Consider the following 23,849-nt stretch of genomic DNA (forward strand, 5'->3'; position numbering starts at 1 on the left):
GCGGGATGGAGCAGCCAGGTAGCTCGTCAGGCTCATAACCTGAAGGTCGCAGGTTCAAATCCTGCTCCCGCAACCAAAAAATCCCTGTATAGAGTGCGATAGACTGGTGTCTTGAAAAGGACGACACCCTTTCCTCTACCCACGCCAAGTCTGAACCCATTTCCAAGCGGTTCGACGCGGTGGTAGGGGGCTGTGATGGAAATCACCAAGGGGCCTAGCATCGGTCGTGATTGCGTTTTCCTAGCTGTGCCATATAGGGTCCGGGCTGACAGGGATCAGAATACAATCAGAAAGTTGGGGGAGACATGAGCCATATCGTTGTCATCGGAGCAGGTCAGGCCGGCTCTTCTCTTGTCGCAAAGCTGCGCAAGGAGGGGTTTGCGGGCGAGATCACCTTAATCGGCGCCGAAGCCGCGCCGCCCTATCAGCGCCCGCCGCTGTCCAAGGCCTATCTTCTGGGCGAGATGGAGAAGGAGCGCCTGTTCCTACGCCCCGAAAGCTTTTATGCCGACAGCGATATCACCCTGAAACTGGGCAGCTCTGTCACCGGTATCGATCCGGTGGCCAAGACGGTTTCCCTAGATGAGGAGATCATCGCCTATGACCAACTGGCCCTGACCATCGGATCGGAACCGCGGCGCCTGCCTGCCGCAATCGGCGGCGATCTTGAGGGGGTCTTTGTGGTGCGTGGCTTGGCGGATGTGGACGCTATGGCGCCGCATGTGACGACAGGCAAGCGGGTTCTGATCGTGGGCGGTGGCTATATCGGGCTGGAAGCCGCAGCCGTTTGTGCCAAACGCGGGCTGACCGTCACCCTGGTGGAAATGGCGGATCGGATTCTGCAGCGGGTGGCGGCGCCGGAAACCTCGGATTATTTCCGCACCCTGCATAAGGGGCATGGCGCCGACATCCGCGAGGGCACCGGGCTGGAGCGGCTGGAAGGCGAGGCTGGCAAGGTCACGCGCGCGGTTCTGTCCGATGGCAGCACGGTTGAGGTCGATTTCGTGGTGGTCGGCGTCGGCATCGCTCCGGCCACGGCGCTGGCCGAACAGGCCGGTCTGACGCTAGAAAACGGTATTCGGGTTGATGCGCAGGGGCGCACCTCGGATGCGTCGATCTGGGCGGCGGGGGATTGTGCATCCTTCCCCTACAAAGGGGAACGTATCCGCCTGGAAAGCGTCCCCAATGCCATCGATCAAGCTGAAATCGTCGCGCAGAACATGTTGGGCGCGGAGAAGGACTATGTGGCGCAGCCCTGGTTCTGGTCGGATCAATATGATGTGAAGCTGCAGATCGCGGGTCTGAACAGCGGCTATGACACTGTGGTCACCCGTCAGGGTGCCGGGCAGACCGTGTCCTTCTGGTACTATCAGGGCGATCAACTGCTGGCGGTCGACGCGATGAACGATCCGCGCGCCTATATGGTGGGTAAGCGGCTGATCGATGGCGGCAAGACGGCTGACAAATCCGTGGTCGCCGATCCCGAGGCCGACCTGAAGCCGCTCCTGAAGGCATGAGGATCATCGCGGGCGAGTTTCGCGGCCGTGCACTGGCTTCGGTCGGCAAGGGGGATGCGGGGGCGCATCTGCGTCCCACCACGGACCGGGTGCGCGAAAGCCTGTTCAATGTGCTGATGCATACCGGCGCCATTGATGGCGCGCGGGTGCTGGATGTCTTTGCGGGCACCGGAGCGCTGGGTCTTGAGGCTTTGTCACGCGGGGCGGCTTCGGTCACCTTTGTCGATGACGGGCGGGTGGCGCAGGGGCTTATTCGCAAGAATATCGCGATCTGCCGCGCCGAGGAGTGCACTGCCCTGATCCGCCGCAGCGCGCTGAAACTGGGGCAGAACCCTGACGTGCCTTTTGACGTGATCTTCCTGGATCCCCCTTATGGCAAGGGGCTTGGGGAAAAGGCGCTGGCGCAGGCCGAGGCAGGCGGCTGGATTGCGCCGGGCGCCTTGATCGTCTGGGAGGAGAACGCGCCTATGCAGCCGCCACAGGGCTATGAGGCGCAGGACAGCCGCAAGTATGGCGATACCCATATCTCCCTGATGTGGCGCAGTGTTTCAGGGTGAAATGGGCTCGGCGGGAAACGGCCTGCGTTGGATTTGCTCTCTGCCGGTTCAGGCAATAGCTGTTGGCGGTATTCGTTTAGGCAGTATTGAAGGTGCCTCAGATGCCCAAGACCTTTCCCACTCCGAAATTGGTGATCTTCGATTGCGACGGCGTGCTGGTGGACAGCGAGACGGTCTCCAATCAAGCGCTCATGAACAATCTTGCCCGATATGGCCTGTCACTGACCCTGGCCCAGACCATGGCGCATTTTGTCGGCAGCACCATGACCGGCGTGATGGACAAGGCGCGAAGCCTTGGTGCTGAGTTGCCCGACCACTGGATTGAAGAGATCTACGCGGAAACCTATGCCCGTCTGGGCGCGGGGGTCGGGCTGGTGCCCGGCGTTGCCGATCTGCTGGCGCTGTTGGATTATCACGGTATTCCGGCCTGCGTTGCCTCCAATGGCAGCGAGGAGAAAATGCGCATCACGCTCGGGCAGAACGGGCTGTGGGAGCGGTTCCACCCGCAGGCGATGTTCTCGGCCCATAGCCTTGGTGTGGCCAAGCCGGAACCGGGGTTGTTCCTGGCTGCAGCCAGTCATTTTGGTGTTCAGGCCCGTCATTGCCTGGTGATCGAGGACAGCCCCACCGGCGCACAAGCCGCTGCCCGCGCGGGCATGCGGTGTCTTGGATTTGCGCCGCATGGCGGTGAAGAGGCTTTGGCCGCCGAAGGCGCGGAAGTTTTCGCGAAAATGGACGCGGTACCGGCGCTGACCGGCCTGCCCCTGGGCAGGCCCGCAGCGGGCTGAGGGCAATCAGCCGTAGGTCGGGTGGAACTTTCCGCCGGGTGACAGGGTGAAGATGTCAAAACCATCCGCAGTGACGCCGATCGAATGTTCGAACTGTGCCGACAGGGATTTGTCGCGGGTGACGGCGGTCCATTCATCGGCCAGGATCTTGGTCTCGGGACGGCCCAGGTTCACCATGGGTTCGATGGTGAAGAACATGCCTTCCTCAAGGACCGGGCCGGTTCCGGGGCGGCCATAGTGCAGCACGTTGGGCGGCGCGTGAAAGACCTGGCCCAGCCCGTGACCGCAGAAATCGCGCACCACGCTCATGCGCTGGCTTTCCACATAGGCCTGGATGGTGTGGCCGATGTCGCCAAAGGTATTGCCGGGCTTCACCGCCTCGATCCCCTTCATCAGCGCATCATGGGTCACTTGAATCAACCGCTCGGCCTTGCGCGACAGTTTGCCTGCCACGAACATGCGGCTGGTGTCACCGAACCAGCCATCGACGATGACGGTCACGTCAATATTCAGGATGTCGCCATCCTTCAGCTTCTTGTCGCCGGGGATGCCGTGGCAGACCACATGGTTCACCGAAATGCAGCTGGCGTGCTGGTAGCCCTTGTAGCCGATGGTTGCCGATTTGGCGCCCGCGTCCTCGACCATCTTTTCGATCACTCGGTCGATTTCCCCGGTGGTCTGGCCCGGAAAGACATATTGCGCGATATCGTCCAGGATCTTTGCCGCCAGCGCACCGGCCACATGCATGCCTGCAAAATCGGCCTGCTCGTGGATGCGGATACCGTCTTTGGTGGTGCGACCGTCTTTCGATCTCATGGGGTATGGCTCCATCGCTGGGGGTTCATGGCCCTATTTAGGGGCAAAGAGGCAAAAGGGCCAGAGGGGCTGACCAAATGAGACTTTCAGCGGGCAATCCTGTTTTCAAGCGCCCCGCCGATCTCGACCCCTTCGGGAGACAGCCGGGTGCCGTAGACCAGGCAGTCCACACCGGCGGCGCGCGCCGCACCGAAAGCCGCCGCATAGGTGGGATCGATATCCGAGGCGAGGCTGAAGCCCGCACAATCGCTACGCTGCACAAGATACAGCATCACGGCCCGGTGCCCTTGCGCCACCATATTGGCCAACTCACCCAGGTGTTTGGTGCCCCGCGCGGTGACGCTGTCGGGAAATTCGGCAAGGCCGGGGCGGCGTGACAGGGTGACGCTTTTGACCTCGATATAGGCGTCGGGCAGGCCCGGCTGGCTCAGCAGGAAATCGATGCGGCTTTTCTCACCATATTTCACCTCGGCCCGCAGGGTTTCATATTCTGCCAGCTCAGTGATCTGGCGGGCTTCCAATGCGGCCTTCAGGGCGCGGTTCGGCACCGAGGTATCCACCCCGGTGAAATGACCGTTCTCGTGATCGACCAGCCGCCAGCCGTATTTCAGCTTTTTCTTGGGATCATCATTGGGCTCTAGCCAGATTTTCATGCCCGGCTCGGCCAATCCCATCATCGATCCCGGGTTGGCGCAATGGGCGGTTACTTCGCGCCCGTCTTCCAGCTGGCAGTCGGCCAGGAAGCGTTTGTAGCGGCGGATCAGGCGGGCGGGGATCAGAGGGGTTCCAAAGCGCATGTTCTTGGGCCTATACCTGCCGTAACACCGGATCAAGAGGAGAGGCGCCATGGGCAATCCAACCGCTGCAATGCTGGTCATCGGGGATGAAATCCTGTCGGGGCGCACGCGCGATTCGAACATGCATTTCCTGGCGGGCGAGCTGACCAAGCATGGCATCGACCTGCGCGAAGTGCGCATGATCAGCGATGACGAGGCGGCGATCATTTCAGGCGTCACCGCCCTGTCGGAGAGCCACGATCACGTCTTTACCAGCGGCGGCATCGGTCCCACCCATGACGACATCACTGCCGATTGCATCGCCAAGGCGTTCGGCGCGCATCTGGGCGTGCGCGCGGATGCGCGTGCGATCCTGCAGGCGCATTACGACAAATCGGGAACCGAGCTGAACGAAGCCCGCCTGCGCATGGCCCGCATCCCGGATGGGGCCGCGCTGATCGACAACCCGGTTTCGGCAGCACCAGGTTTCACGCTCCGGAACGTGCATGTGATGGCAGGCGTGCCGTCGGTGTTCGAGGCGATGGTGGCCAGCGTCCTGCCGACATTGACCGGCGGCAGCCCCTTGTTGTCGCAGACCCTGCGGATCATGCGTGGCGAAGGGGAAATCGCCGGGATCCTGTCGACGCTGGCTGCGGATTTCCCGGATCTGTCGATCGGCTGCTACCCGTTCCAGAAGGATGGGGTCTTTGGCGCCAATGTGGTGGTGCGTGGCGCAGATGGTGCGCAGGTGGATGCGGCGGTGACGCGGCTTGCACGGGAGGTGGGACTTTGAGCAATTCGACCATGAAAACCGATCCTCGCTACTATGCCGTGGTGGATGGCACCTGGCCGCCTGCCTCCAAACGCGAATTGGGGCCGATCACCCTGCGCGAAGGGCAGGGCGGTGGCAGCCGGGTGTCTGCGGCAACGGCAAACGGCCCTGTCAGCGGCGATGATATCGCAGCCGCCGAAGCGGAGATGCAGGCGATGGGTCAGGATCCTTTGTTCATGATCCGCGACGGGGACGCGGCACTGGACGCCCAGCTCGAGGCACGGGGCTATGAGGTGAAGGACCCGGTCAATATCTGGAGCTGCCCGCCCGCGCAGCTGACCGATGTTGCCATCCCGCGTGTCACCACCTTCTGCGTCTGGGAACCCCTGGAGATCCAGCGCGAAACCTGGGCGACCGGGGGCATCGGCCCCGAACGCGTGGCGGTGATGGAGCGGGCGGCGGGGCCAAAGACAGCCCTTCTGGGGCGCTACAATGACAAGCCGGCGGGCGCGGGGTTCGTCGCCATCCACGATGGCGTCGCCATGGTGCATGCGCTGGAGATTCTGCCGCATCAGCGGCGCAGGGGCATGGGCGCCTGGATGGTGCGACAGGCGGCCTTCTGGGCGGTGGAACAGGGCGCCAAGGAACTCGCGCTGGTCTGCACCAAGGCGAATGCCGGCGCGAATGGTCTTTATGCCTCACTTGGAATGGATCTCGTGGGGCAGTACCACTACAGGCATAAACCCTGAGGGAGGAGAGAATTTCCAATGACCGACCAGCAAAGCCCCACCGCACTTGACCTGCCGCCGGTGGATCCGCTGCCGCCTGCCACGCAGAAGTATTTCGATATCTGCCAGGACAAGCTGGGCATGGTGCCCAATGTTCTGCGCGCCCATGCCTTTGACATCGACAAGCTGAACGCCTTTACCGCGCTCTATAACGACCTGATGCTGGGCGACAGCAACCTCAGCAAGCTGGAGCGGGAGATGATCGCCGTGGTGGTCTCTTCCTACAATCGCTGCTTCTACTGCCTGGCCGCCCATGGCGCGGCGGTGCGCCAGCTGTCGGGCGATCCGAAGCTGGGCGAGATGCTGGTGATGAACTACCGGGTTGCGCCGCTGGACGCGCGCCAGCGTGCGATGCTGGATTTCGCCCTGCAACTGACCCGCGCCAGCGCCGAGGTGGAAGAGGCGGACCGGCAGGCCCTGCGCGATGTGGGATTCAGCGATCGCGATATCTGGGACATTGCCAATGTTGCAGCCTTCTTCAACATGACCAACCGGGTCGCCAGCGGCACTGCAATGGTTCCAAACGACGAATATCACGCCCAGTTCCGGTGATCGGGCGCGGTGCCATATCCCATGGCGCGGCCCTTGCGGGGGCCGTGCTATTGATGACCGCCGCCCCCGCGCTGGCGGATCTGTCCCTTCCTGCGGGTGCACAGGCCCTGGCGCAGCGGGATACGCCGCTTGGCACCTATGCCCTGCCGGTTGGACCGGCGGCTGCGGATGGCGTGCCGGTGCGCACGCTGGAAGGCCGTATCCTGCGCCGTACCTGGAAGATCCAGGGCGGCTCGACCGTTCTTCAGATCTTGGCGCCGTTGCGTGAACAGCTGTTGGACGACGGCTATGAGGCGGTTTTCCAATGCGAGACCCGCCTTTGCGGGGGCTTTGATTTCCGCTTCGGCATTGAGGTGGTTCCGGCCCCGGACATGGCCGTCAACATCGGCAATTATCACTTCCTCTCCATGGTCAAAGGCGACGGCGCGCTGTCACTTCTGGTGTCGCGCAGCGGGTCTATGAACTATCTGCAACTGATCGAGGTGACGCCCGAAGAAACGCCTCCCGTCGAGACCGTGCAACCTGTCGGAGCTGACCCAGTGCCGGCCCCTGCGGTGGACAAATCGCAAGAGGCTGGTAGCGCGCCGCGCGCCCTCAAGGAGCAGTTGCTGAGTGAGGGGCACGCGATCTTGGGCGATCTCGACTTTGGATCGGGCGCCATTGCCCTGGGGCAGGAGAGCTACGGGAGCCTGACAGCGCTGGCGGCCTTCCTGGCCGAACACCCGGAGTATTCCGTGGTCGTGGTCGGGCATACCGATACGGTGGGCGGGCTTGAGGACAATACCCGGCTGTCGCAGCGCCGGGCGCAGGCGGTGAAGGACCACCTGGTGCAGAATGCCGGTGTTGCGGACGAACGGATCGCGGTGGAGGGGGCGGGCTATCTGGCGCCGATCGCCTCCAACCTGACGGCAGAGGGGCGCGAAGCCAATCGCCGGGTCGAGGTGGTCTTGCTGCCCCGCGAGCGTCCCTAGAAGCAGTCAAATTCCTCTTGCGACCCGGGCTGTGGCTGGTGTGGGGATCAGGCGACGCGGCCTGTTTTGATCGATCTGCCCCTTGACGCAGCCGGACCCGGTCCCCTATGTGGGCGCAGGGTCGCAGACGCCCGCCTCCCGCAGACAGTCTCCTGTCTTGGTGAAGTTCTGTAGTATAGCATCTCTTTGATCATCCCCCCCTGCGTCTCGCGCGGGTGGCAATGCGGGTCCCATCCACTGAGCGAGATCCATGCATGAGGGCTGAAAAGCGATGCAAGATCCGACTCCCAACCCCTATCTGACCGGGCGATTGCCGGTCCTATTCGCCAAGACGGCGATACCCATCATTCTTGTCATGAGCATGAACGGCCTGCTGACGGTCGTGGATGCGCTGTTCCTGGGGCATTTCGTTGGCCCCGAGGCATTGGCGGCGGTGACGCTGATGTTTCCGTTCTTCATGGTGATCGTGGCCTGTTCCACATTGGTGTCTTCCGGAATGTCGAGCCTGGTGGCGCGGCATCTGGGCGGGCAGCGGTTGGATCAGGCGCGGCAGGTCTATGCCTCGGCCCATTGGCTGGCCTTGATCGTGGCGGCTGGTCTCATCCTGTCCTATTCGGGTTTTGGGCACGAGGTGACGCTGCTGGCCGCCGAAGGCGATGCCACCCTGGCGGCACTGGCCCAAAGCTACATCCGCATCCTGGTGGTCGCCTCGCCGCTGATGTTTGTGCTGGCGATCAACTCCGATGCGCTGCGCAACGAAGGGCATGTGGGCATCATGGCCGCGATGAGCCTGTTGGTGTCGATCAGCAATATCGGCTTCAACTATCTCCTGATTGCGGTGTTTGACCTCGGTGTGGCGGGATCTGCCTATGGAAGCGTTCTGGCGCAGATCCTGGCACTCGCGGCGATCTTCACCTTTCGCCAGCGTCGGCGCACGACCCTTCATCCAAGGCACCTGCTCAGCCATGCGGGGCTGGGAGAAAGCCGCCGAATTTTAGCGCTCGGCACCCCGCAAAGCCTGGGATTTGTCGGCTTGGCACTGGGATCCACCTCGATCCTGATGGCGCTTCAGATGGTCAAGAGCCCCGACTATGCGGTGACGGTCACCGCCTATGGGATCGTGACCCGTGTTATGACATTTGCCTTCCTGCCCCTTCTGGGACTGTCTCATGCGATGCAAAGCATTACCGGCAACAACCATGGCGCCGGTCTTCATGACCGCAGTCAGACCTCCCTGCGCCTGGCGGTTCTGATTGCATTGGCGTTTTGCAGCATGGTGCAGGGCGGGTTCAGCCTGTTTGCGGCACAGATTGGATCAGCCTTTGTGGGCGATACTGCGGTGGTGGCAGAAGTGGCCGCGATCATGCCGGTGATCGTCGCCTTGTTCCTGATCGCGGGGCCGCTGATGATGCTGGGGGCGCATTTCCAGGCCATTGGCGATGCCCGCCGTGCGGCACTCCTGGGGCTTGCCAAACCCTTTGCCTTTTCCATCCCGCTGACCTTCGCCTTGCCGCTCTGGTTCGGTGCAGCTGCGATCTGGTGGGCCGGACCCGTGGCCGAGGCGCTGCTGCTCCTGCTGGCCCTCACGATGCTGACGGGCAGGGGGGGAAGGGGGACGATGGTCCTGGGGTTTGCCACAACCGAGAAGGGGGCAACATCATGAACGCCAATCTCCCCACCCTTGTCGAGGCCAAGGCACAGGCCCGGCGTCTGCGCGAGGGTCTTGCGGCAGAGGGACGCCAGATCAGCCACAGCCGCAGCCTGGAACTGGTCGCAAGCCAGCACGGCTATCGCGACTGGAACACCTTTCATGCGGCGCTGGGCAATCGGCCGCCGGACGGGTTCGTGCCGGGCGGCCGGGTCACCGGCCACTACCTGTCGCAGCCCTTTGCTGCGACGGTGCTCTCGGTCGAGATGCCACGCTCCGGCTGGTTCCGCCTGGTGCTGGATCTGGATGAGGCTGTCGATGTGGTCACCTTCGACAGTTTCTCAAACTTCCGCAAAAGGATCAGCGGCGTTGTCGGCCCTGCCGGAACCTCGCGCGAAAAGACTTCGGACGGGGTGCCGCACCTGCGGATCGACATCTGACAGGCCGAAATGAAAAAAGCCCTCGCAGCGATGCGGGGGCCAGTCTTCACGGGGAGGTATGTCAGTTGCGGAAGCCGGTCACCACTTCAGCGGGTCTCGGTCGGCAAAGGCATGCACCAGGAAATCGATGAAGGCGCGCACCTTGGGCTGGGTGAACTTGCCGGGCGGGTAGACCGCATAGATCCCTTGGGTTTCCATCGGCAGGTTGGGCATCACGTCCTCCACCAGCCCTTCGGACATGGCTTCGGAGTAGAGGTAACTGGGCAGATAGGCGATGCCGAGGCCGGAAATCGCGGCGTTCAGCAGGGATTGCCCGTCGTTCACCGACAGCCAGCCGGTGGTGCGCACCTGGCGTTTCTCGCCCGAGGGCGCGGTGATCTTCCAGACATTGCCGCTCGATTGGTTCGAGTAGTGCAACAGCTTGTGTTCGTTGAGATCGTCGATCTTCTGCGGGCGCCCGTATTGTGCCAGATAGGTGGGCGAGGCGATCATGCGCTTGGTGGTTTCGGTCAGCTTGCGGGCACGCAAGGAGCTGTCTTCCAGCTCGCCAATGCGCAGCGCCATGTCGAAGCCTTCCGAGATCAGCTCCACATAGCGGTTGTTCAACACCATGTTGACGGTGATCTCGGGGAAATCGCGCAGGAAGTCCGACAGGACCGGTGACAGGTGGTTGACCCCGAAATCGGTGGCGACCGAGATTCGCAGCAGGCCGGAAGGAGCCGATTGCATCGATGTCACCAGGGCGTCCGCTTCGCCGGCATCATTGAGCACGCGCCGCGCCCGGTCGTAGTAGGCCAGCCCGATTTCCGTCGGTGAAACGCGCCGGGTGGTCCGGTTCAGAAGTCGCGCGCCAAGGCGGGCCTCAAGGCTGGAGACATGTTTGGAGACGGCCGACTTGGAGATCCCCATCTTGCGTGCCGCATCGGTGAAACCACCTTGATCCACCACATTGGCGAAGGCCTCCATTTCGGTCAGTCGATCCATTTTGCCCGTCCTCGAACTCTGCGTCTGACCTAAGGGTTTGCCGTTCAATTCGGGCAAGAACGGGGCGAGCTTGGGATAATTGCGGGGTTTTTACCGCATCGTTTACGCTTGCGAAACGCACCGGGGGTGACCGCAGCGATCTGAACCGGCCATGGCTCTTTTGGGGAAGAGATCGCTTCGCTCCGCAGCGAAACATGACGCACCCTCTGGCCGCTAGGGGTGCTGTGTCAAACAGCACGCCAAAGGAGTTTTTGATGCTGACATGTGTGATCCGCTATCAGATCGATCCGACCAAACGAGATCAGTTCATTCAATACGCCAAAGCCTGGGGGCAGGCGATTCCGCGCTGTGGTGCGGATCTGATCGGCTACTTTGCCCCGCATGAGGGGTCATCGACGCTGGCCTACGGGATCTATACTGTTGACAACCTGGCCGCCTACGAGGCCTATCGCGCCCGCCTTGCCGAAGATCCCTTGGGTCGCAGCAATTACGAGTTTGCCCAGCGCGAGAAATTCCTTGTCCGCGAGGATCGGACGTGGCTCAAACTGGTCTCCACACCGCATGGAGACAGCGCATGATTGCCATCATTTTCGAAGTGACCCCGGCGCCGGGAAAGAAGGACGCCTATCTGGAGGTCGCTGCCCGGATGCGAGATCTGTTGCAGGACATGGAGGGTTTCATTTCGGTCGAACGGTTCCAGAGCCTGACCAACCCGGAGAAACTCCTGTCGCTGTCGTTCTGGGAGGATGAAGAGGCAGTGACACGCTGGCGGGCGCTATCGGCCCATCGGGCAGCGCAGAAACAGGGGCGCGAGGATCTGTTTTCTGGCTACCGCCTGCGGGTGGCCGGTGTCATCCGCGATTATGGGATGGAGGATCGCGATCAGGCGCCGGGCGACAGCCGCGATCTACATGGTTGAGTCCGCGGCCTGTCGTGGCGGTTCAAGGGGGGTCAGAACAGCCGGGACCAGCGCAACACGACGATCATCGCGGCGCTGAGCGCCACCAGGGCAAGGCATAGGATGGCAAAGGCCAGCGGTGTCTCCAGTCCGGGCATGCCCGCGACGTTCACGCCGAACAGTCCGGTGACAAAACCCAGTGGCAAGAACACGGCGGCTACGATCGACAGGATATAGCTGTTGCGGCTCATCTTGCGGGCCAGTTCCGCATCCGTATGGTCCTGGATCACCGCCAGTCGGTGGTTCAGGGAGGTCAGGGCCTCATCGCTGAGGGTGACGAGGTTGACCGCCTCTCGCAAATCGGTCTGTTCCTCGGGGGTCATGATCCGGTCGCCCAGCTGTTGCAAGCGGGTGAGGGCGACGCGCTGCGGCTCCATATACCGGTGCAGTTTCAAGACGTCGCGCCGTGGTGTCTTCAGGGCATCATCGGCCGGCAGGTTGCCCTCGTCGATCTGTTCTTCCAGCGTTTCGGTGGCCGCGGTCAGGTCCAGCACCACGTCCCGTGCGCGTAATGCCAGCCCGTGAATGAGCTGGTCGAGGAAGCGACCGACCGTGCCAGGCCCCGTGCCGTTGGCGCAGCCCTGGCGGATGTCATCCAGGGCGAACACCTTGCGCTTGCGCACGGTGATGATGGTCTTGGGGGTGACCCACATGCGCAGGGAGACCATTTCCGCAGCTGCCGCGCCCGAGTTCAGGTTGACGCCGCGCAGGTTCAGGATCAGCCCATCGCCCAGAGCGTCGCAGCGTGGGCGGGTTTCCTGTTCCGTCAGCGCCCGGCCCGGGATCGGGGGCAGGTGCTCTGCGATCCAGCCAGCCAACTCCGGGTCTCCAAGGTCGAAATGCAGCCAGCGCAGGCTGCCGCGACCTGTCGGCTTCAGATCGGGGGCCTTGCGGCAATTCCCATCGGGCCAAAGGTCATAGGCGCAGATCGGCATGCGGGATCTCCCTCAAGGTGCATGTGCGCGTAGCCTAGACTGTTGTCCGTCCGGGAGCCAGTGTCCGGCGTTGCGGAAAAGGTTCCGGTTCGCGCGTGGCACCGCGCATCGCGCGGTGCCATGCCCAAGGCTGCCAAGGGGTCTCGGCGCAGCCGGGACAGCTGCAGGCGCGGGAGTGCCACCGTGCTGGGTGAGGCCTCCCGACCGGTCAGAGCGCTGCGGCCAGCCGGGTGCCCTGGTTGATGGCACGCTTTGCGTCCAGTTCCGCCGCAACATCCGCGCCGCCGATCACATGGGCCGTGATGCCTTGTGCCTCCAGCGCATCCGCCAAGGAGCGTTCAGAGAGCTGGCCTGCACAAAGCACGATCGTGTCGGCGGCAATCACGGTGGGGTTCTCCCGCGCTTCGCCAAAGCTCACGTGCAGGCCATCACTGTCGATCTTCTCGTAGTTCACGCCGCCCACAAAATTCACGCCCTTCATTTTCAGCGTGGCGCGGTGGATCCAGCCGGTGGTCTTGCCGAGGCCCTTGCCATGTGCCTGGGCCTTGCGCTGCAGTAGCGTCACCTCGCGGGCGGGGGCCTCGGGCTGCGGTCCTTCGGGGGCCAGGCCCGAGCGATGCTCGGCGGGGTCCGTCACCCCCCATTCCTTCATCCAGAGCGGCAGGTCCTCGGTGGGGCTTTTGCCCTCGTGCAGCAGGTATTCGGAGACATCGAAACCGATGCCACCCGCGCCGATCACCGCGACGCGCTTGCCGACCTCGGCCTTGCCGCGCAGAACGTCGATATAGCTCAGCACGTTGTCGCGGTCCTGGCCGGGAATGCCCGGATCGCGCGGGGTGACGCCGGTGGCGATCACCACCTCGTCAAAGCCCGTCAGATCCTCGGCCGCCACTTCGCGGCCCAGTTCCAGCGTGATACCCGCGTCAGCAACCATGGCGCGGTACCAGTCGACCAGCCCCCAGAACTCTTCCTTGCCGGGCACCTGTTTCGCCATGTTGAGCTGGCCGCCGATCTCATCCGCCTTGTCGAACAGAGTCACCTTATGGCCGCGCTGGGCGGCAGTGAGGGCCGTCGACAGACCCGCGGGGCCGGCACCGACGATGGCGACGCTCTTGGCCGCGGCAGCCGGTTCGATCACCAGTTCGGTTTCGTGGCAGGCGAGGGGGTTCACCAGGCAGGAGGTCAGCTTGCCGCCAAAGGTATGGTCAAGGCAGGCCTGGTTGCAGGCGATACAGGGCGCGATGCGGCTGGATTTGCCGTCTTCGGCCTTGGCCACGAAATGCGCATCGGCCAGCAAGGGGCGCGCCATCGACACCATATCGGCGCAGCCGGTGTCCAGCACCTCTTCGGCCACCTCGGGCGTGTTGATCCGGTTCGAGGTCACTACCGGGATCGAGACCTTGCCCATCAGTTTCTTCGTCACCCAGGCAAAGGCCGCGCGTGGCACCGAGGTCGCGATGGTCGGAATGCGCGCCTCGTGCCAGCCGATGCCGGTGTTGATGATGGTGGCGCCCGCCTTTTCGATTTCCTGCGCCAGTTGTACCACCTCGTCATGGGTGGAGCCATTGGGCACAAGGTCGATCATCGACAGGCGATAGATGATGATGAAATCGGAGCCGACCGCCTCGCGGGTGCGGCGCACAACTTCAATCGGCAGGCGCATGCGGTTCTCATAGGAGCCGCCCCAGCCATCGGTGCGCTTGTTGGTATGGGTGACCAGGAACTGGTTCAGGAAGTAGCCTTCGGAGCCCATGATCTCGACCCCATCATACCCGGCTTGCTGCGCCAGACGCGCCGCATTCACGATGTCCGAGATCTGTTTTTCGATGCCCTCTTCGTCCAGCTCGTTCGGCGGGAAGGGGGAGATCGGCGATTTCACGGCGCTGGGCGCCACGCATTTCGGGCCATAGGCATAGCGGCCCGCATGCAGGATCTGCATGGCGATCTTGCCGCCTGCCTCATGCACGCGGGTCGTGACGATGCTGTGGTTCTTCACATCCTCTTCGGTGGTCATCATCGCAGCCCCCGGCAGGACCGAGCCTTCGAGGTTCGGACCGATGCCGCCCGTCACCATCAGGGCGACGCCACCGCGTGCGCGCTCGGCGTAGAATTCGGCCACCCGGTTCCAGTCGCGGGTCTCTTCCAGACCGGTGTGCATGGAGCCCATCAGCACGCGGTTCTTCAGCGTGGTGAACCCCAGATCCAGCGGCGCCAGCAGTTTTGGGTACGCAGTCATCGACACTCTCCCTATCCTTTGGGCCGCAGGATCGCGCTTGGCGCGGGGTTTGTCACCTGTCAACGCGGCGTCACCCCCTTGCGTGCCCCGGCGGCAGCAGGTCTAATCATGGCAAGGATAGATCCAAGGAAGACCCATGACACCGGAAGACATCGCCAAACTGCCCTATCGCCGCAATGTGGGCGTCATGATGATCAACGCCGACGGGGCGGTCTTTGTCGGCCAGCGCTCGGACCGCTACAAGGATGCTTGGCAGATGCCCCAGGGCGGCATTGACGAAGGCGAGGATCCGCGCACCGCAGCCCTGCGCGAACTGGAGGAAGAGACAGGGGTGTTGCCCTCGCTGGTCGAGATCATCGCCGAATCCGAAACCTGGCTGCCCTATGATCTGCCGCATGACGTGGTGCCGAACTTCTGGGGCGGACGCTATCGCGGGCAGGAACAGAAATGGTATCTGATGCGGTTCTTGGGCTCTGACGATCAGGTGCGCATCGACACCGATCACCCCGAATTCTCTGCCTGGTGCTGGCAGCCGGTAGAGCATCTGGTGGAAAAGATCGTGCCTTTCAAACGCGAGGTCTACGCGCGGGTGGTCGAGGAATTCAGGAGGCACCTCTAGGATGAGACGCTTGCCGCACCTGTTGCGAAGCTTCGCGGTCGCTGTCGCATCTTTGGCGGCGCTGGGGGCAGGAACATCGGCACAGGCGCTCAGCTGCGCGCCCTGGGGTGTTACGGATGCCTATCTCAAGGCCGCCAGTTCCAACCGCTCCTACGCCATTCTCCAGGGGCGGCTCTCATTCGATGAACGCCGCCTGCCGCGGGCGCCTGCGAGCAATCCGAACGCTGCCCCTCCTGTGACCCAGTTTCGTGGGAGCTTCAATGGCGCGCTTCTGGGTGCGCGGGATTTTGACCGCGCCGTGAGGGCGGATGTGGTGATCGAGGTGCAATGCATGGGGCCCTGGTGCGGCAGGGCAAAATCGGGTGTGGAGTACCTGATCTTTGCCGAGCAGCGCGGCCGTGATCTGATCGTCCGGTTCGATCCCTGCGGCCAGTTTGCCTTTGCCGGGAATATCCACGCGCTGCGCAAACAGGTGCTGGACTGTCACCGTGGCACGGCCTGCGTGCCGCTTGCTCCACAGTGACAGGACCGCCTATTTGGCGGCAGCACTCAAGGGGTTTGAGGGGCTGCCGCGCCGAGGCGCTTTGGCTCCCTGCTGACCCAGCCAGAGGCTGAAAAGCGCAAGAGCCGCACCGATCATCTGATAATGGTTCAGCGTTTCCTGCATGAAAAGCCAGCCCAGGATCACCGCCGTCAGCGGGCTGAGCACGCCCAGGAGCGAGACGGCGGAGGGTTCAATCCGCGCCAGCCCCCGGAACCACAGGATATAGGTCAGCGCACCGCCAATGAGGCTCATGTAGGCAAGGCCAAGAATGTTCTCTGCAGTGAAACGAGGTATCTCGGGCACGGTCCAGAGGGTCAGCGGGATCAGCAGCAGGCCCCCGGCGGTCAGTTGCCAGGCGGTGAAGGTCAGCGGCGGCACCGGCGGCTGCCATTTGCGCGCCAGCACCACGCCAGCGGCCATGGAAATCGCGCCGCCAAGCCCCGCGAGAACGCCGATCGTGTCCAGCTGCGCCGCGGGTGTCAGGACCAAGAGGGCAACACCGGCGATGCTGAGGGCTGCAGCCAGGATCGAGGCCAGTCTGATGGGGGCGTTCAGGACCAGCCCCGACAGGAAGACCACCACCAGCGGCTGCACCGCGCCCAAAGTGGCCGCGACCCCTCCCGGCAGGCGGTAGGCGGACAGGAACAGAAAGGTCCAGAACAGCGAGAAGTTCAGCGCGCCCAGGACCAGCAGCTTTGGCACCCAGGTCATGGGAGGCAACTGGCGCACCAGCAGCAGTAACAGCAACCCCGCAGGCAGGGCGCGTAGCAGGGCCACGGTAAAGGGCGAATGGCCCGGCAGGAAATTGGTCGTCACGATATAGCTGCTGCCCCAGATTGCCGGTGCCAGCGCGGTCAGGATCAGGTCTCGGGTCTGCATCAGCGTCATCTCCATGTGTATCTTGAGGTCGAGATAAATTGCTTTCATCTTGACGTCAAGATATTTTGCCGCGAAACAGAATACATGGATCATGTGGATTTTATCACCCAGCAATGGGAACAGGAGCGGCCGGATCTTGATGTCACGGCCATGGGGATCATCGGCCGGGTGGGGCGTCTCTATCTGGCCTATCAGGCCGAGATGCAGAAAACCTTTCAGCGTTTTGGTCTCAACGCGGCCAAGTTCGACGTTCTGGCGACCCTGCGCCGGGCCGGTGTGCCATATGAGTTGTCGCCGGGCGATCTGTTGAAGGCGACCATGGTGGCCTCGGGGACGATGACCAATCGGATCGACCGGCTGGAGGCGGATGGGCTGGTGTCGCGCAAGGTGAACCCGGCGGACAGTCGCAGCTTCCTGGTCGGGCTGACCGATCAAGGCCTGGGGCTGATCAATGACGCGGTTGAAGCGCATGTGGCGACGCAGGCCGGTCTGCTTGGGGAGATGGCCGCTGAGGATGTCGAGCGCTTCAAGGCGCTATTGTCCAAGGCCCTGGTTGCGGCAGGCAGCCGCTGACATCCTGCGCGGGCTTGCGCCCTTGCGTCCTGCGGACGGCGGGGGCGAGCGTGGCGCGGAGCGGCTTTGCCGCTCCGCGCCACGCCCAACGGGAGATGGTGACCCTTAGGGCATCTTCGACCGGCGGGAGCTTTTCCGCCCGTTCTCAGAGAAGCCCTTCGGCCTTCAGGATCTCGCGCATGTCCTGTTCGGGGCGCGGTCCGATATGGCTGATCACCTCTGCAGCGCAGGCATTGCCGATCTTGGCGCAGGTTTCCAGATCGCGGCCCGTGGCCAGACCGAACAGGAAGCCGGCGGCGAATTGATCGCCGGCGCCGGTGGCATCCACCGGCACCACCTTGGTGACGGGCACATCGATGCGGGTTTCCCCGGCGATCACCGAGACCCCGTCACCGGAGCGGGTGCAGACCACCAGCGGACAGATCGCGGCGGTCTTGGCCAGCGCCTCTTCCAGATCGTCGGTTTCAAACAGCGAGCGGATCTCGTCCTCGTTGCCGATCACGAACTCCAGCTCGTTCTCGATCAGCGACAGGAAGTCGGCGCGGTGGCGTTCGACGCAGAAGGGGTCGGAGATGGCGATACCCGGCTTGCCGCCGCCCAGGCGACAATCGCGTGCGGCCTCCATGAAGGCCGTCTTGCCCTTGTCCTTGTCAAAGAGATAGCCCTCCAGGAACATGATCTGCGTCTGCCCGGCCACCTCGTTCGGCACGTCCGAAGAGCTGAGCTCGGAGGAAATCCCAAGATAGGTGTTCATCGACCGCTCGCCGTCGGGTGACACAAAGATCATCGACCGCGAGGTGGGCAGCTCACCGCCCGGCACTGGCGGGTTGACGAAATCGACGCCATCCTCGTTCATCGCGTCGGCATAGAAGCGGCCAAGGGCATCGTCATGCACCCGCCCGATAAAGGCGGCATCGAGCCCCAGCGCACCGGCCCCTGCGATGGTGTTGGCGACCGAGCCGCCGGGCGTCTGCACCCGGCTTTCCATCGCGCCATACAGAACCTCGCCGCGTTCGCGCTCGATCAGCTGCATGATGCCCTTCTCGATCCCCATATGGTCAAGAAAGCTGTCGTCGCATTGGCTGATCACATCGACGACGGCGTTGCCGATGCCGACAATCTGGTAGGTTTTCATAAGTTCTTGTCCTCGTATTGGCACAGGTCGCGGATGAGGCAGGTGCCGCACATCGGCTTGCGTGCCTTGCAGTGATAACGGCCGTGCAGGATCATCCAGTGATGGGCGTGCTGCTGGAAATCGACCGGGATATTGTCTTCGATGGCGCGCTCGACCGCGTCCACATCCTTGCCTGGGCAGATGCCGGAACGGTTGCCGACCCGGAAGATATGGGTATCCACCGCCTGCGCCGGGTAGTGCCACCACATGTTCAGAACCACATTGGCGGTCTTGCGACCCACCCCCGGCAGCGATTGCAGCGCGGCCCGGGAGTTTGGCACCTCGCCGCCATACTCATCGACCAGAATGCGGGCCATCTTGATGACGTTCTTGGCCTTGTTGCGGAACAGGCCGATCGTCTTGATATGTTCGATCAGCCCCTCTTCGCCGAGGTCCAGCATCTTTTGCGGGGTGTCTGCGATCTTGAACAGTTCGCGCGTGGCCTTGTTGACGCCTGCGTCCGTGGCCTGTGCCGACAGGGCGACGGCCACCACCAATGTGTAGACATTCACATGGTCCAGTTCGCCCTTGGGTTCCGGCTCGGCTGCCTGAAACCGCGAAAAGATCTCTCGCAGGGTGTGGTAATCGAGTTGCTTTGCCATGCCGCCCCTTTTGCCGATCCGTGTCCGGCCACGCAAACGAAAAACGTCTCCTTGGTTTCGCAGGGCTTGCGACCTGTTGCCTCTGAAACAGGGGCATCGGCAGCAAAGCGCAAAATCCGGGTCGTTTGGCGCGCAGCTCTTGGTTACTCTCTCCGGAGTGCAAAACGCAGGAGAGCAGGCAATGACCGGTCAGGCGCAAGAAGACAGCTATCACTACGGCGTCATCCGGCGTGCGATCGAGGTGATCGACGCGGGCGGGGAAGATCTGAGCCTTGAGATGCTGGCCGCGCGTATGCAGATGAGCCCGGCCCATTTTCAGCGGGTGTTTTCGGCCTGGGTGGGCGTCTCTCCCAAGCGCTATCAGCAATATCTGCGGCTGGGTCACGCAAAGACGCTGCTGCAGGAGCGGTTTTCCACGCTAGAGACCGCCCATGCGGTGGGGCTGTCGGGATCGGGACGCCTGCATGATCTCTTCCTGCGCTGGGAGGCGATGAGCCCCGGCGAATATGCCCGCAAAGGCGCGGGGCTGCAGATCCGCTGGGGCTGGTTTGACAGCCCCTTTGGCCTGGCTCTGGTCATGGGCACCGAAAAAGGCATCTGCGGGCTGGCCTTCGCGGCAGAGGTCGGGGCTGAACCAACCATGGCCGACATGCGCGCCCGCTGGCCCAGTGCGACGTTCGTCGAGGATCCCATGGGGCTGCGTCCGCTGGCAGAGGCCATCTTTTCCCAACGCGGGGAGGCGGCGCTGCATATGATCGGGGCGCCGCTTCAGATCAAGGTCTGGGAGGCGCTGCTGCGCATCCCCTCGGGCCATGTCACCACCTATTCCGAGCTGGCGCGCGCCATAGGCTCCCCCCGTGCGGTGCGGGCGGTGGGGACGGCGGTGGGCAAGAACCCGGTCAGCTGGCTCATTCCCTGTCACCGCGCCCTGCGCAAATCCGGCGCCCTGGGCGGATATCATTGGGGCACGGGGGTCAAACGGGCCATGCTGGCCTTCGAGTCGGCACAGGACGACAGCAAGATCGCGGCCAGCGTGGAGGGGCGGCAATCCGCCTAAGGGCCTCGGTCTTTTCGTGAACGGGTCTTGAACGGGGATGGGACAGCCGCAATACTGCCCGCAAAACAGGCATGACTGCAGCTGGCTCGGGCCAGGCTGCACGCCACGCGGAGCAGGCAAAAGGCTGAACGACATGACACTTGTGAAATTCTCGACCGCTGTAGCGGTGAGCCTGGTGATGGGGCTTGGCGCCTGTACCGACCCGGCGATGCTGAACCGCGATGGCACCCCCAGCAAGGAACGCCAAGGGCTGATTGCCGGGGGCATCCTGGGGGCCGGTATCGGGGCCCTGTCGAACTCCAGCAACAAGACGGCGGCGGTGATCGGCGGGGCGGCGGTTGGCGCGCTTGCCGGTGGGCTGATCGGCAGCCAATTGGACAAGCAGGAAGCCGAGCTGCGACAGTCGATCGCCAATGATCGCATTGCCATCGTCAATACCGGAGACCGGCTGATCCTGCTGTTGCCGGATGATCTGACCTTTGCCACCGACAGCTCGGATCTTACGCCGTCGATCCGCGCGGACCTGCTGAAGGTTGCGGACAGTCTGGTGCGCTATCCCAATAGCACGGTGCAGGTGATCGGCCATACCGACAGCGATGGCGATGCGGCCTACAATCAGGGCCTGTCCGAGCGTCGCGCATCTGTGGTGGCCGATCAGATCCAGGCGGGCGGCGTGCCCTACAATCGGATCCGCACCATCGGTCGCGGAGAGGCGGAGCCGGTTGCCAGCAACCTCACCGAAGAGGGCAAGGCGCAGAACCGGCGGGTGGAGATCGTGATCATCCCGCAGTAGGTCGCCTGCCTTTCGACCGCGCTGTTGTGTGCTGTTGCACATAGCCACTGCTCTCACAGATATTTGCCTATGGGTGGGGCCGGTCTAGGGTCTGCGCCATTGCGGCTTTGAACTCAAAGGACATTGATATGAGCAATCCGGTGCTTCTCACCCTGTCGGGATCTCTGCGTGCGGGGGCGAGCAATCGCCTGCTGCTGAAGGAGGCCGCGCGCCTTTTTGGCCCCTGCACCCATGTCGAAGGTGATCTGAACCTGCCGCTTTACAATGGCGATGACGAGGATCGGATCGGCGTGCCTGCTGCGGTGCAGGCGCTGGCGGATCAGATTGCCGCAGCCGATGCGGTGGCGATTTCCACGCCGGAATACAACAAGGGACCGTCGGGGGCCTTGAAGAACGCGCTGGACTGGGTGAGCCGGACCGATGGCGCCCCCTGGGCAGATAAACCCGTGGCGGTGATGTCGGCAGCGGCGGGGCGCGCAGGCGGCGAGCGGGCGCAGATGGTGCTGCGCGGCTTCATGGTGCCGTTCCAGCCGCGCCTCATTTCGGGGCCTGAGCTGCACCTGGCGAATTCGTCCAATGAGTTTGACGACCAGGGGCAGTTGAAAAGCGATCTCTATCGCAACACCCTTGAGACGCTGATGCAAAAGCTGCGCGCAGAAATCGGCCGTTGATCCGATGGTGCCGGGCGGGGCGGAGGTCTCCCGCCGCTTGTCCTTTTGGCGGGGCGGAGTAAAGTCGCGCCATGACAGAGCAGCCAGATACCCCGACCGAAGAGCGTCAGAGCGACGTAATGGATCCCGCCCGCGCCGCTGCCTTTGAGGTGGCGCTGGGGCGGCAGGCGACGATCAGCGCAGGCAGCCCCTTGCCGCCGTTTTTCCATCAGCTCTACTTCTGGGCGCCCCAGCCGCCTGAATGTCTGGGGCGGGATGGCCATCCGCGCGTGGGTGCGGCTGGCGGGTTGATCCCCGACCTGGGCTTGCCGCGCCGCATGTGGGCGGGTGGTCGTTTGCAGTTCGATGCGCCTTTGTGCGCCGGGATCCGGGCCGAGAAACACTCGGTGTTGGAGCGCGCGGAACACAAAGAGGGGCGCAGCGGGCCTCTTGCCTTTGTCACCCTGCGGCACGAGGTCTGGCAGGAGGGGCGCCATTGTCTGACGGAATGGCAGGATCTGGTCTATCGGGAGGATCCTGATCTGGCGGCGCAACAGCCGGTTGCGCCGAAGGCGCGTGTGGATGAGACGGAGGCCCGTGAGGCGGCGTTTTCCTCGACCCTGCTGTTCCGCTATTCGGCGCTGACCTTCAACGGACACCGGATTCACTATGATCTGGATTATGCGCGTGATGTGGAGGGCTATGAGGGGCTGGTGGTGCATGGCCCCCTGCTGGCGCAGAAGCTGATGCTTTTGGCGGAAGAGGTGATCGGCCCCTTGAAGCGGTTTTCCTTCCGGGCCTCTTCCCCCTTGATGCATTTTGAAACAGCCACCTTCTGCCGCGCGGGCAATGATCTATGGGTGCGCGGCCCCGATGGGCGGCAATGCATGAGTGCCACGGCTGAAGGGGCCTGACGGAAGGGCTCCCGCCTGCCGGGCCATATTCTGCGAATATGACGCGGCCAGTTGGGCCCGGCGCCGCTGCGCGGCGCAAAAGGGGGCTGAGAAGCGTTTTGAGGGGCAGGTCTGCCCTCAAAAGCGCGATCCCGATTGTGGGGGCTGCGCTTCGCGTCAAGGGCAAGGCGCGCGATGCGCGCAGGCTGCGCCTCCCTTGACCCGGAGCACAGCAGAAACGCGCGCCTCAGAGGTTGTCTTCGATGCGGAACCCATGGGGAATGCTGTCGGTCTGCTCCAGAAGCAGGTCGGTCATGACCTCGGCCACCTTGGGGGCCATGCCAAAGCCGATCTTGAAGCCGCCGTTGGCGATGAAGTGACCGGGGCGATCCGGCCAGGCGCCCAGCATGGGCGCGCGGGACTTGGCGCGGGGGCGGACCCCGGCCCAGCGCTCGATCACCTGGGCCTGCTGCAGTAGAGGGAGAGCAGCGCGGGCGCGGGTGAGGATATCGTCCAGCTGTTCGTCTGTGCTTCCCGCGTCATCAAACTCCCGCTCGCTGGTGGAGCCGATGGCGACGGTACCGTCCGCATGCGGGATGATGTGCAGGCTGTCGGCATAGAGCTGGGGCACTTCTCCGGCGTCGTGACGCAGCAGGGCGGCCTGTCCCTTGACGCCGCTACCGATGGGTTTGCCGAGCAGTCGGTTCAGGTCTTGTAGCCCCGCGTATCCGCTGGCGTGGACAACCTGTCCTTGATCGTCCCCGTCTGAAAGGATGGGAACACCTTGCGCCTTCAGGGCCGCCACGAGGGCAGCGCAGGCGCGGCGCGGGTGCATGCGGGCGCTGAGCGTATCGTGGATCACGAGGCCGGTGGCGCTGGGCGGTGCCCAGTCTCCGAATGCCTCGGCCGGGCGGACCTTCCATTCGGCTTGTTGTCCTGCTTCTGTCCGCCAGAGCTCTGCTGCGGTGGCTTCGCGCTGGCGGGCCAGCTCCAGCGTGCGGGCGTCATTGATCGGTTGCAGCCGTCCTGTGCGCCCATATCCGGGTGAGGCGCCGCCTGCCTGTTCGACCTCGGCCCAGAAGCCTTCGGCCCTCAACAGGCTTTCGAATTGGAACTGCTTCTTGGGGTTCCAGTTCTCCGGCACATGTGGCGCCAGCGCGCCGACAAGGCCGCCGCTGGAGCCGGCACCTGGGCCGAAAGGGTCGATCACCTGCACCTTTGCGCCGCGCCGCGCGCAGGCCCAGGCGATGGAGAGGCCGAAAATGCCTGCCCCGCGCACAGTGATATCTGCCGTGATATCTGCCATTGCCATTCGCCCGCCCTTTCG

General features: G+C 63.4%; 27 protein-coding genes. 18 read left to right on the forward strand and 9 right to left on the reverse strand.

Features of this window, described 5'->3' with window-relative positions; all coding sequences use genetic code 11:
* Window positions 1-305 precede the first annotated feature (305 nt).
* From PXK01_RS09150 to PXK01_RS09160, 3 genes are all read left to right on the forward strand, one after another.
* Window positions 306-1,517: an NAD(P)/FAD-dependent oxidoreductase gene (locus PXK01_RS09150; protein ID WP_274859743.1), complete on the forward strand. Its 1,212-nt coding sequence runs from the start codon at window positions 306-308 to the stop codon at window positions 1,515-1,517.
* Entirely contained in the window at window positions 1,514-2,074 is a 561-nt protein-coding gene (gene rsmD / locus PXK01_RS09155) for a 16S rRNA (guanine(966)-N(2))-methyltransferase RsmD (protein ID WP_274859744.1), read from the forward strand. The genes PXK01_RS09150 and rsmD overlap by 4 nt, the downstream gene beginning before the upstream one ends.
* A 101-nt stretch (window positions 2,075-2,175) precedes the next feature.
* Window positions 2,176-2,862, forward strand: coding sequence for an HAD family hydrolase (locus PXK01_RS09160; protein WP_274847317.1), 687 nt, complete (start codon window positions 2,176-2,178; stop codon window positions 2,860-2,862).
* Between the two features lie 6 nt (window positions 2,863-2,868).
* Here the strand turns inward: PXK01_RS09160 and map are convergent, their stop codons facing one another.
* Window positions 2,869-3,678 carry a type I methionyl aminopeptidase gene (map, locus tag PXK01_RS09165; RefSeq protein ID WP_274859745.1) on the reverse strand — a complete coding sequence of 270 codons (810 nt, stop codon included), beginning with the start codon at window positions 3,676-3,678 and terminating at the stop codon, window positions 2,869-2,871.
* Between the two features lie 86 nt (window positions 3,679-3,764).
* Entirely contained in the window at window positions 3,765-4,475 is a 711-nt protein-coding gene (sfsA, locus tag PXK01_RS09170) for a DNA/RNA nuclease SfsA (protein WP_274859746.1), read from the reverse strand.
* 49 nt (window positions 4,476-4,524) lie between these two features.
* Between sfsA and PXK01_RS09175 the strand changes: the two genes are divergently transcribed.
* From PXK01_RS09175 to PXK01_RS09200, 6 genes are all read left to right on the forward strand, one after another.
* Window positions 4,525-5,247, forward strand: a complete 723-nt coding sequence (locus tag PXK01_RS09175; RefSeq protein ID WP_274859747.1) for a competence/damage-inducible protein A — start codon at window positions 4,525-4,527, stop codon at window positions 5,245-5,247.
* 11 nt (window positions 5,248-5,258) lie between these two features.
* Window positions 5,259-5,975: a GNAT family N-acetyltransferase gene (locus PXK01_RS09180; protein ID WP_274859748.1), complete on the forward strand. Its 717-nt coding sequence runs from the start codon at window positions 5,259-5,261 to the stop codon at window positions 5,973-5,975.
* Window positions 5,976-5,993: 18 nt separating this feature from the next.
* On the forward strand, window positions 5,994-6,566 hold the full coding sequence (locus PXK01_RS09185; RefSeq protein WP_274847312.1) for a peroxidase-related enzyme: 573 nt from the start codon (window positions 5,994-5,996) through the stop codon (window positions 6,564-6,566).
* Between the two features lie 53 nt (window positions 6,567-6,619).
* Complete coding sequence (locus PXK01_RS09190; RefSeq protein ID WP_274859749.1) at window positions 6,620-7,537, forward strand: OmpA family protein; 918 nt, start codon at window positions 6,620-6,622, stop codon at window positions 7,535-7,537.
* A 271-nt stretch (window positions 7,538-7,808) separates the two neighbouring features.
* Window positions 7,809-9,200, forward strand: coding sequence for an MATE family efflux transporter (locus PXK01_RS09195; protein ID WP_274859750.1), 1,392 nt, complete (start codon window positions 7,809-7,811; stop codon window positions 9,198-9,200).
* Window positions 9,197-9,625, forward strand: a complete 429-nt coding sequence (locus PXK01_RS09200) for a glyoxalase superfamily protein (protein ID WP_274847309.1) — start codon at window positions 9,197-9,199, stop codon at window positions 9,623-9,625. Before PXK01_RS09195 ends, PXK01_RS09200 begins: the two co-directional genes overlap by 4 nt.
* 78 nt (window positions 9,626-9,703) lie before the next feature.
* On the opposite strand, the gene PXK01_RS09205 is transcribed toward PXK01_RS09200, so the two are convergent.
* The gene (locus PXK01_RS09205) at window positions 9,704-10,609 is read right to left on the reverse strand and encodes a LysR family transcriptional regulator (RefSeq protein ID WP_274847308.1); all 906 of its coding nucleotides are present in this window, start codon (window positions 10,607-10,609) and stop codon (window positions 9,704-9,706) included.
* A 254-nt stretch (window positions 10,610-10,863) separates the two neighbouring features.
* On the opposite strand from PXK01_RS09205, the gene PXK01_RS09210 reads away from it, so the two are divergent.
* Both PXK01_RS09210 and PXK01_RS09215 read left to right on the forward strand, forming a co-directional pair.
* A complete protein-coding gene (locus PXK01_RS09210; RefSeq protein ID WP_274847307.1) occupies window positions 10,864-11,187 on the forward strand; it encodes an NIPSNAP family protein in 324 nt (107 codons plus the stop codon).
* Entirely contained in the window at window positions 11,184-11,528 is a 345-nt protein-coding gene (locus PXK01_RS09215; RefSeq protein WP_274859751.1) for an antibiotic biosynthesis monooxygenase family protein, read from the forward strand. The genes PXK01_RS09210 and PXK01_RS09215 overlap by 4 nt, the downstream gene beginning before the upstream one ends.
* Window positions 11,529-11,560: 32 nt before the next feature.
* Here the strand turns inward: PXK01_RS09215 and PXK01_RS09220 are convergent, their stop codons facing one another.
* Window positions 11,561-12,502: a CorA family divalent cation transporter gene (locus tag PXK01_RS09220; protein WP_274859752.1), complete on the reverse strand. Its 942-nt coding sequence runs from the start codon at window positions 12,500-12,502 to the stop codon at window positions 11,561-11,563.
* Between the two features lie 208 nt (window positions 12,503-12,710).
* Window positions 12,711-14,738, reverse strand: coding sequence for an NADPH-dependent 2,4-dienoyl-CoA reductase (locus PXK01_RS09225; RefSeq protein WP_274847304.1), 2,028 nt, complete (start codon window positions 14,736-14,738; stop codon window positions 12,711-12,713).
* Between the two features lie 136 nt (window positions 14,739-14,874).
* On the opposite strand from PXK01_RS09225, the gene PXK01_RS09230 reads away from it, so the two are divergent.
* A complete protein-coding gene (locus tag PXK01_RS09230) occupies window positions 14,875-15,357 on the forward strand; it encodes an RNA pyrophosphohydrolase (RefSeq protein ID WP_274847303.1) in 483 nt (160 codons plus the stop codon).
* A 1-nt stretch (window position 15,358) separates the two neighbouring features.
* A complete protein-coding gene (locus PXK01_RS09235; RefSeq protein WP_274847302.1) occupies window positions 15,359-15,880 on the forward strand; it encodes a hypothetical protein in 522 nt (173 codons plus the stop codon).
* Between the two features lie 9 nt (window positions 15,881-15,889).
* On the opposite strand, the gene PXK01_RS09240 is transcribed toward PXK01_RS09235, so the two are convergent.
* A complete protein-coding gene (locus tag PXK01_RS09240) occupies window positions 15,890-16,780 on the reverse strand; it encodes an EamA family transporter (RefSeq protein ID WP_274859886.1) in 891 nt (296 codons plus the stop codon).
* An 84-nt stretch (window positions 16,781-16,864) separates the two neighbouring features.
* On the opposite strand from PXK01_RS09240, the gene PXK01_RS09245 reads away from it, so the two are divergent.
* Window positions 16,865-17,353, forward strand: a complete 489-nt coding sequence (locus PXK01_RS09245) for a MarR family winged helix-turn-helix transcriptional regulator (RefSeq protein ID WP_274859753.1) — start codon at window positions 16,865-16,867, stop codon at window positions 17,351-17,353.
* Between the two features lie 145 nt (window positions 17,354-17,498).
* On the opposite strand, the gene PXK01_RS09250 is transcribed toward PXK01_RS09245, so the two are convergent.
* Together PXK01_RS09250 and nth are read right to left on the reverse strand one after the other, a co-directional pair.
* Window positions 17,499-18,488 carry an adenosine kinase gene (locus PXK01_RS09250; protein ID WP_274859754.1) on the reverse strand — a complete coding sequence of 330 codons (990 nt, stop codon included), beginning with the start codon at window positions 18,486-18,488 and terminating at the stop codon, window positions 17,499-17,501.
* Window positions 18,485-19,129 carry an endonuclease III gene (gene nth / locus PXK01_RS09255; RefSeq protein ID WP_274859755.1) on the reverse strand — a complete coding sequence of 215 codons (645 nt, stop codon included), beginning with the start codon at window positions 19,127-19,129 and terminating at the stop codon, window positions 18,485-18,487. The genes PXK01_RS09250 and nth overlap by 4 nt, the downstream gene beginning before the upstream one ends.
* Window positions 19,130-19,310: 181 nt before the next feature.
* Here nth and PXK01_RS09260 point away from each other — a divergent pair, with 181 nt between their 5' ends.
* The 4 genes from PXK01_RS09260 (at window position 19,311) to PXK01_RS09275 (ending at window position 22,543) form a co-directional block, all read left to right on the forward strand.
* Entirely contained in the window at window positions 19,311-20,186 is an 876-nt protein-coding gene (locus tag PXK01_RS09260) for a bifunctional helix-turn-helix domain-containing protein/methylated-DNA--[protein]-cysteine S-methyltransferase (protein WP_274847298.1), read from the forward strand.
* Between the two features lie 133 nt (window positions 20,187-20,319).
* Entirely contained in the window at window positions 20,320-20,979 is a 660-nt protein-coding gene (locus PXK01_RS09265) for an OmpA family protein (RefSeq protein ID WP_274859756.1), read from the forward strand.
* A gap of 128 nt (window positions 20,980-21,107) precedes the next feature.
* Window positions 21,108-21,650, forward strand: a complete 543-nt coding sequence (locus PXK01_RS09270) for an NADPH-dependent FMN reductase (RefSeq protein ID WP_274859757.1) — start codon at window positions 21,108-21,110, stop codon at window positions 21,648-21,650.
* Between the two features lie 71 nt (window positions 21,651-21,721).
* Complete coding sequence (locus PXK01_RS09275; protein ID WP_274859758.1) at window positions 21,722-22,543, forward strand: FAS1-like dehydratase domain-containing protein; 822 nt, start codon at window positions 21,722-21,724, stop codon at window positions 22,541-22,543.
* Window positions 22,544-22,769: 226 nt separating this feature from the next.
* Here the strand turns inward: PXK01_RS09275 and PXK01_RS09280 are convergent, their stop codons facing one another.
* A complete protein-coding gene (locus PXK01_RS09280; protein WP_446728438.1) occupies window positions 22,770-23,828 on the reverse strand; it encodes an NAD(P)/FAD-dependent oxidoreductase in 1,059 nt (352 codons plus the stop codon).
* Window positions 23,829-23,849: the final 21 nt, after the last annotated feature.

The sequence above is a fragment of the Phaeobacter sp. PT47_59 genome (genome assembly GCF_028890025.1).
Classification (GTDB): domain Bacteria; phylum Pseudomonadota; class Alphaproteobacteria; order Rhodobacterales; family Rhodobacteraceae; genus Phycobacter.

Bases quoted from the DNA above. Each gene is read 5' to 3' on its own strand.
- nth (WP_274859755.1), bottom strand. From the start codon at position 19,129: ATGGCAAAGCAACTCGATTACCACACCCTGCGAGAGATCTTTTCGCGG.
- PXK01_RS09180 (WP_274859748.1), top strand. From the start codon at position 5,259: ATGAAAACCGATCCTCGCTACTATGCCGTGGTGGATGGCACCTGGCCG.
- PXK01_RS09195 (WP_274859750.1), top strand. From the start codon at position 7,809: ATGCAAGATCCGACTCCCAACCCCTATCTGACCGGGCGATTGCCGGTC.
- PXK01_RS09235 (WP_274847302.1), top strand. From the start codon at position 15,359: ATGAGACGCTTGCCGCACCTGTTGCGAAGCTTCGCGGTCGCTGTCGCA.
- PXK01_RS09185 (WP_274847312.1), top strand. From the start codon at position 5,994: ATGACCGACCAGCAAAGCCCCACCGCACTTGACCTGCCGCCGGTGGAT.
- rsmD (WP_274859744.1), top strand. From the start codon at position 1,514: ATGAGGATCATCGCGGGCGAGTTTCGCGGCCGTGCACTGGCTTCGGTC.
- PXK01_RS09205 (WP_274847308.1), bottom strand. From the start codon at position 10,609: ATGGATCGACTGACCGAAATGGAGGCCTTCGCCAATGTGGTGGATCAA.
- PXK01_RS09240 (WP_274859886.1), bottom strand. From the start codon at position 16,780: ATGCAGACCCGAGACCTGATCCTGACCGCGCTGGCACCGGCAATCTGG.
- PXK01_RS09160 (WP_274847317.1), top strand. From the start codon at position 2,176: ATGCCCAAGACCTTTCCCACTCCGAAATTGGTGATCTTCGATTGCGAC.
- PXK01_RS09220 (WP_274859752.1), bottom strand. From the start codon at position 12,502: ATGCCGATCTGCGCCTATGACCTTTGGCCCGATGGGAATTGCCGCAAG.
- PXK01_RS09210 (WP_274847307.1), top strand. From the start codon at position 10,864: ATGCTGACATGTGTGATCCGCTATCAGATCGATCCGACCAAACGAGAT.
- PXK01_RS09175 (WP_274859747.1), top strand. From the start codon at position 4,525: ATGGGCAATCCAACCGCTGCAATGCTGGTCATCGGGGATGAAATCCTG.
- PXK01_RS09250 (WP_274859754.1), bottom strand. From the start codon at position 18,488: ATGAAAACCTACCAGATTGTCGGCATCGGCAACGCCGTCGTCGATGTG.
- PXK01_RS09215 (WP_274859751.1), top strand. From the start codon at position 11,184: ATGATTGCCATCATTTTCGAAGTGACCCCGGCGCCGGGAAAGAAGGAC.
- map (WP_274859745.1), bottom strand. From the start codon at position 3,678: ATGAGATCGAAAGACGGTCGCACCACCAAAGACGGTATCCGCATCCAC.
- PXK01_RS09265 (WP_274859756.1), top strand. From the start codon at position 20,320: ATGACACTTGTGAAATTCTCGACCGCTGTAGCGGTGAGCCTGGTGATG.
- PXK01_RS09150 (WP_274859743.1), top strand. From the start codon at position 306: ATGAGCCATATCGTTGTCATCGGAGCAGGTCAGGCCGGCTCTTCTCTT.
- PXK01_RS09275 (WP_274859758.1), top strand. From the start codon at position 21,722: ATGACAGAGCAGCCAGATACCCCGACCGAAGAGCGTCAGAGCGACGTA.
- PXK01_RS09225 (WP_274847304.1), bottom strand. From the start codon at position 14,738: ATGACTGCGTACCCAAAACTGCTGGCGCCGCTGGATCTGGGGTTCACC.
- PXK01_RS09270 (WP_274859757.1), top strand. From the start codon at position 21,108: ATGAGCAATCCGGTGCTTCTCACCCTGTCGGGATCTCTGCGTGCGGGG.
- PXK01_RS09190 (WP_274859749.1), top strand. From the start codon at position 6,620: ATGACCGCCGCCCCCGCGCTGGCGGATCTGTCCCTTCCTGCGGGTGCA.
- PXK01_RS09245 (WP_274859753.1), top strand. From the start codon at position 16,865: ATGGATCATGTGGATTTTATCACCCAGCAATGGGAACAGGAGCGGCCG.
- PXK01_RS09230 (WP_274847303.1), top strand. From the start codon at position 14,875: ATGACACCGGAAGACATCGCCAAACTGCCCTATCGCCGCAATGTGGGC.
- PXK01_RS09260 (WP_274847298.1), top strand. From the start codon at position 19,311: ATGACCGGTCAGGCGCAAGAAGACAGCTATCACTACGGCGTCATCCGG.
- sfsA (WP_274859746.1), bottom strand. From the start codon at position 4,475: ATGCGCTTTGGAACCCCTCTGATCCCCGCCCGCCTGATCCGCCGCTAC.
- PXK01_RS09280 (WP_446728438.1), bottom strand. From the start codon at position 23,828: ATGGCAGATATCACGGCAGATATCACTGTGCGCGGGGCAGGCATTTTC.
- PXK01_RS09200 (WP_274847309.1), top strand. From the start codon at position 9,197: ATGAACGCCAATCTCCCCACCCTTGTCGAGGCCAAGGCACAGGCCCGG.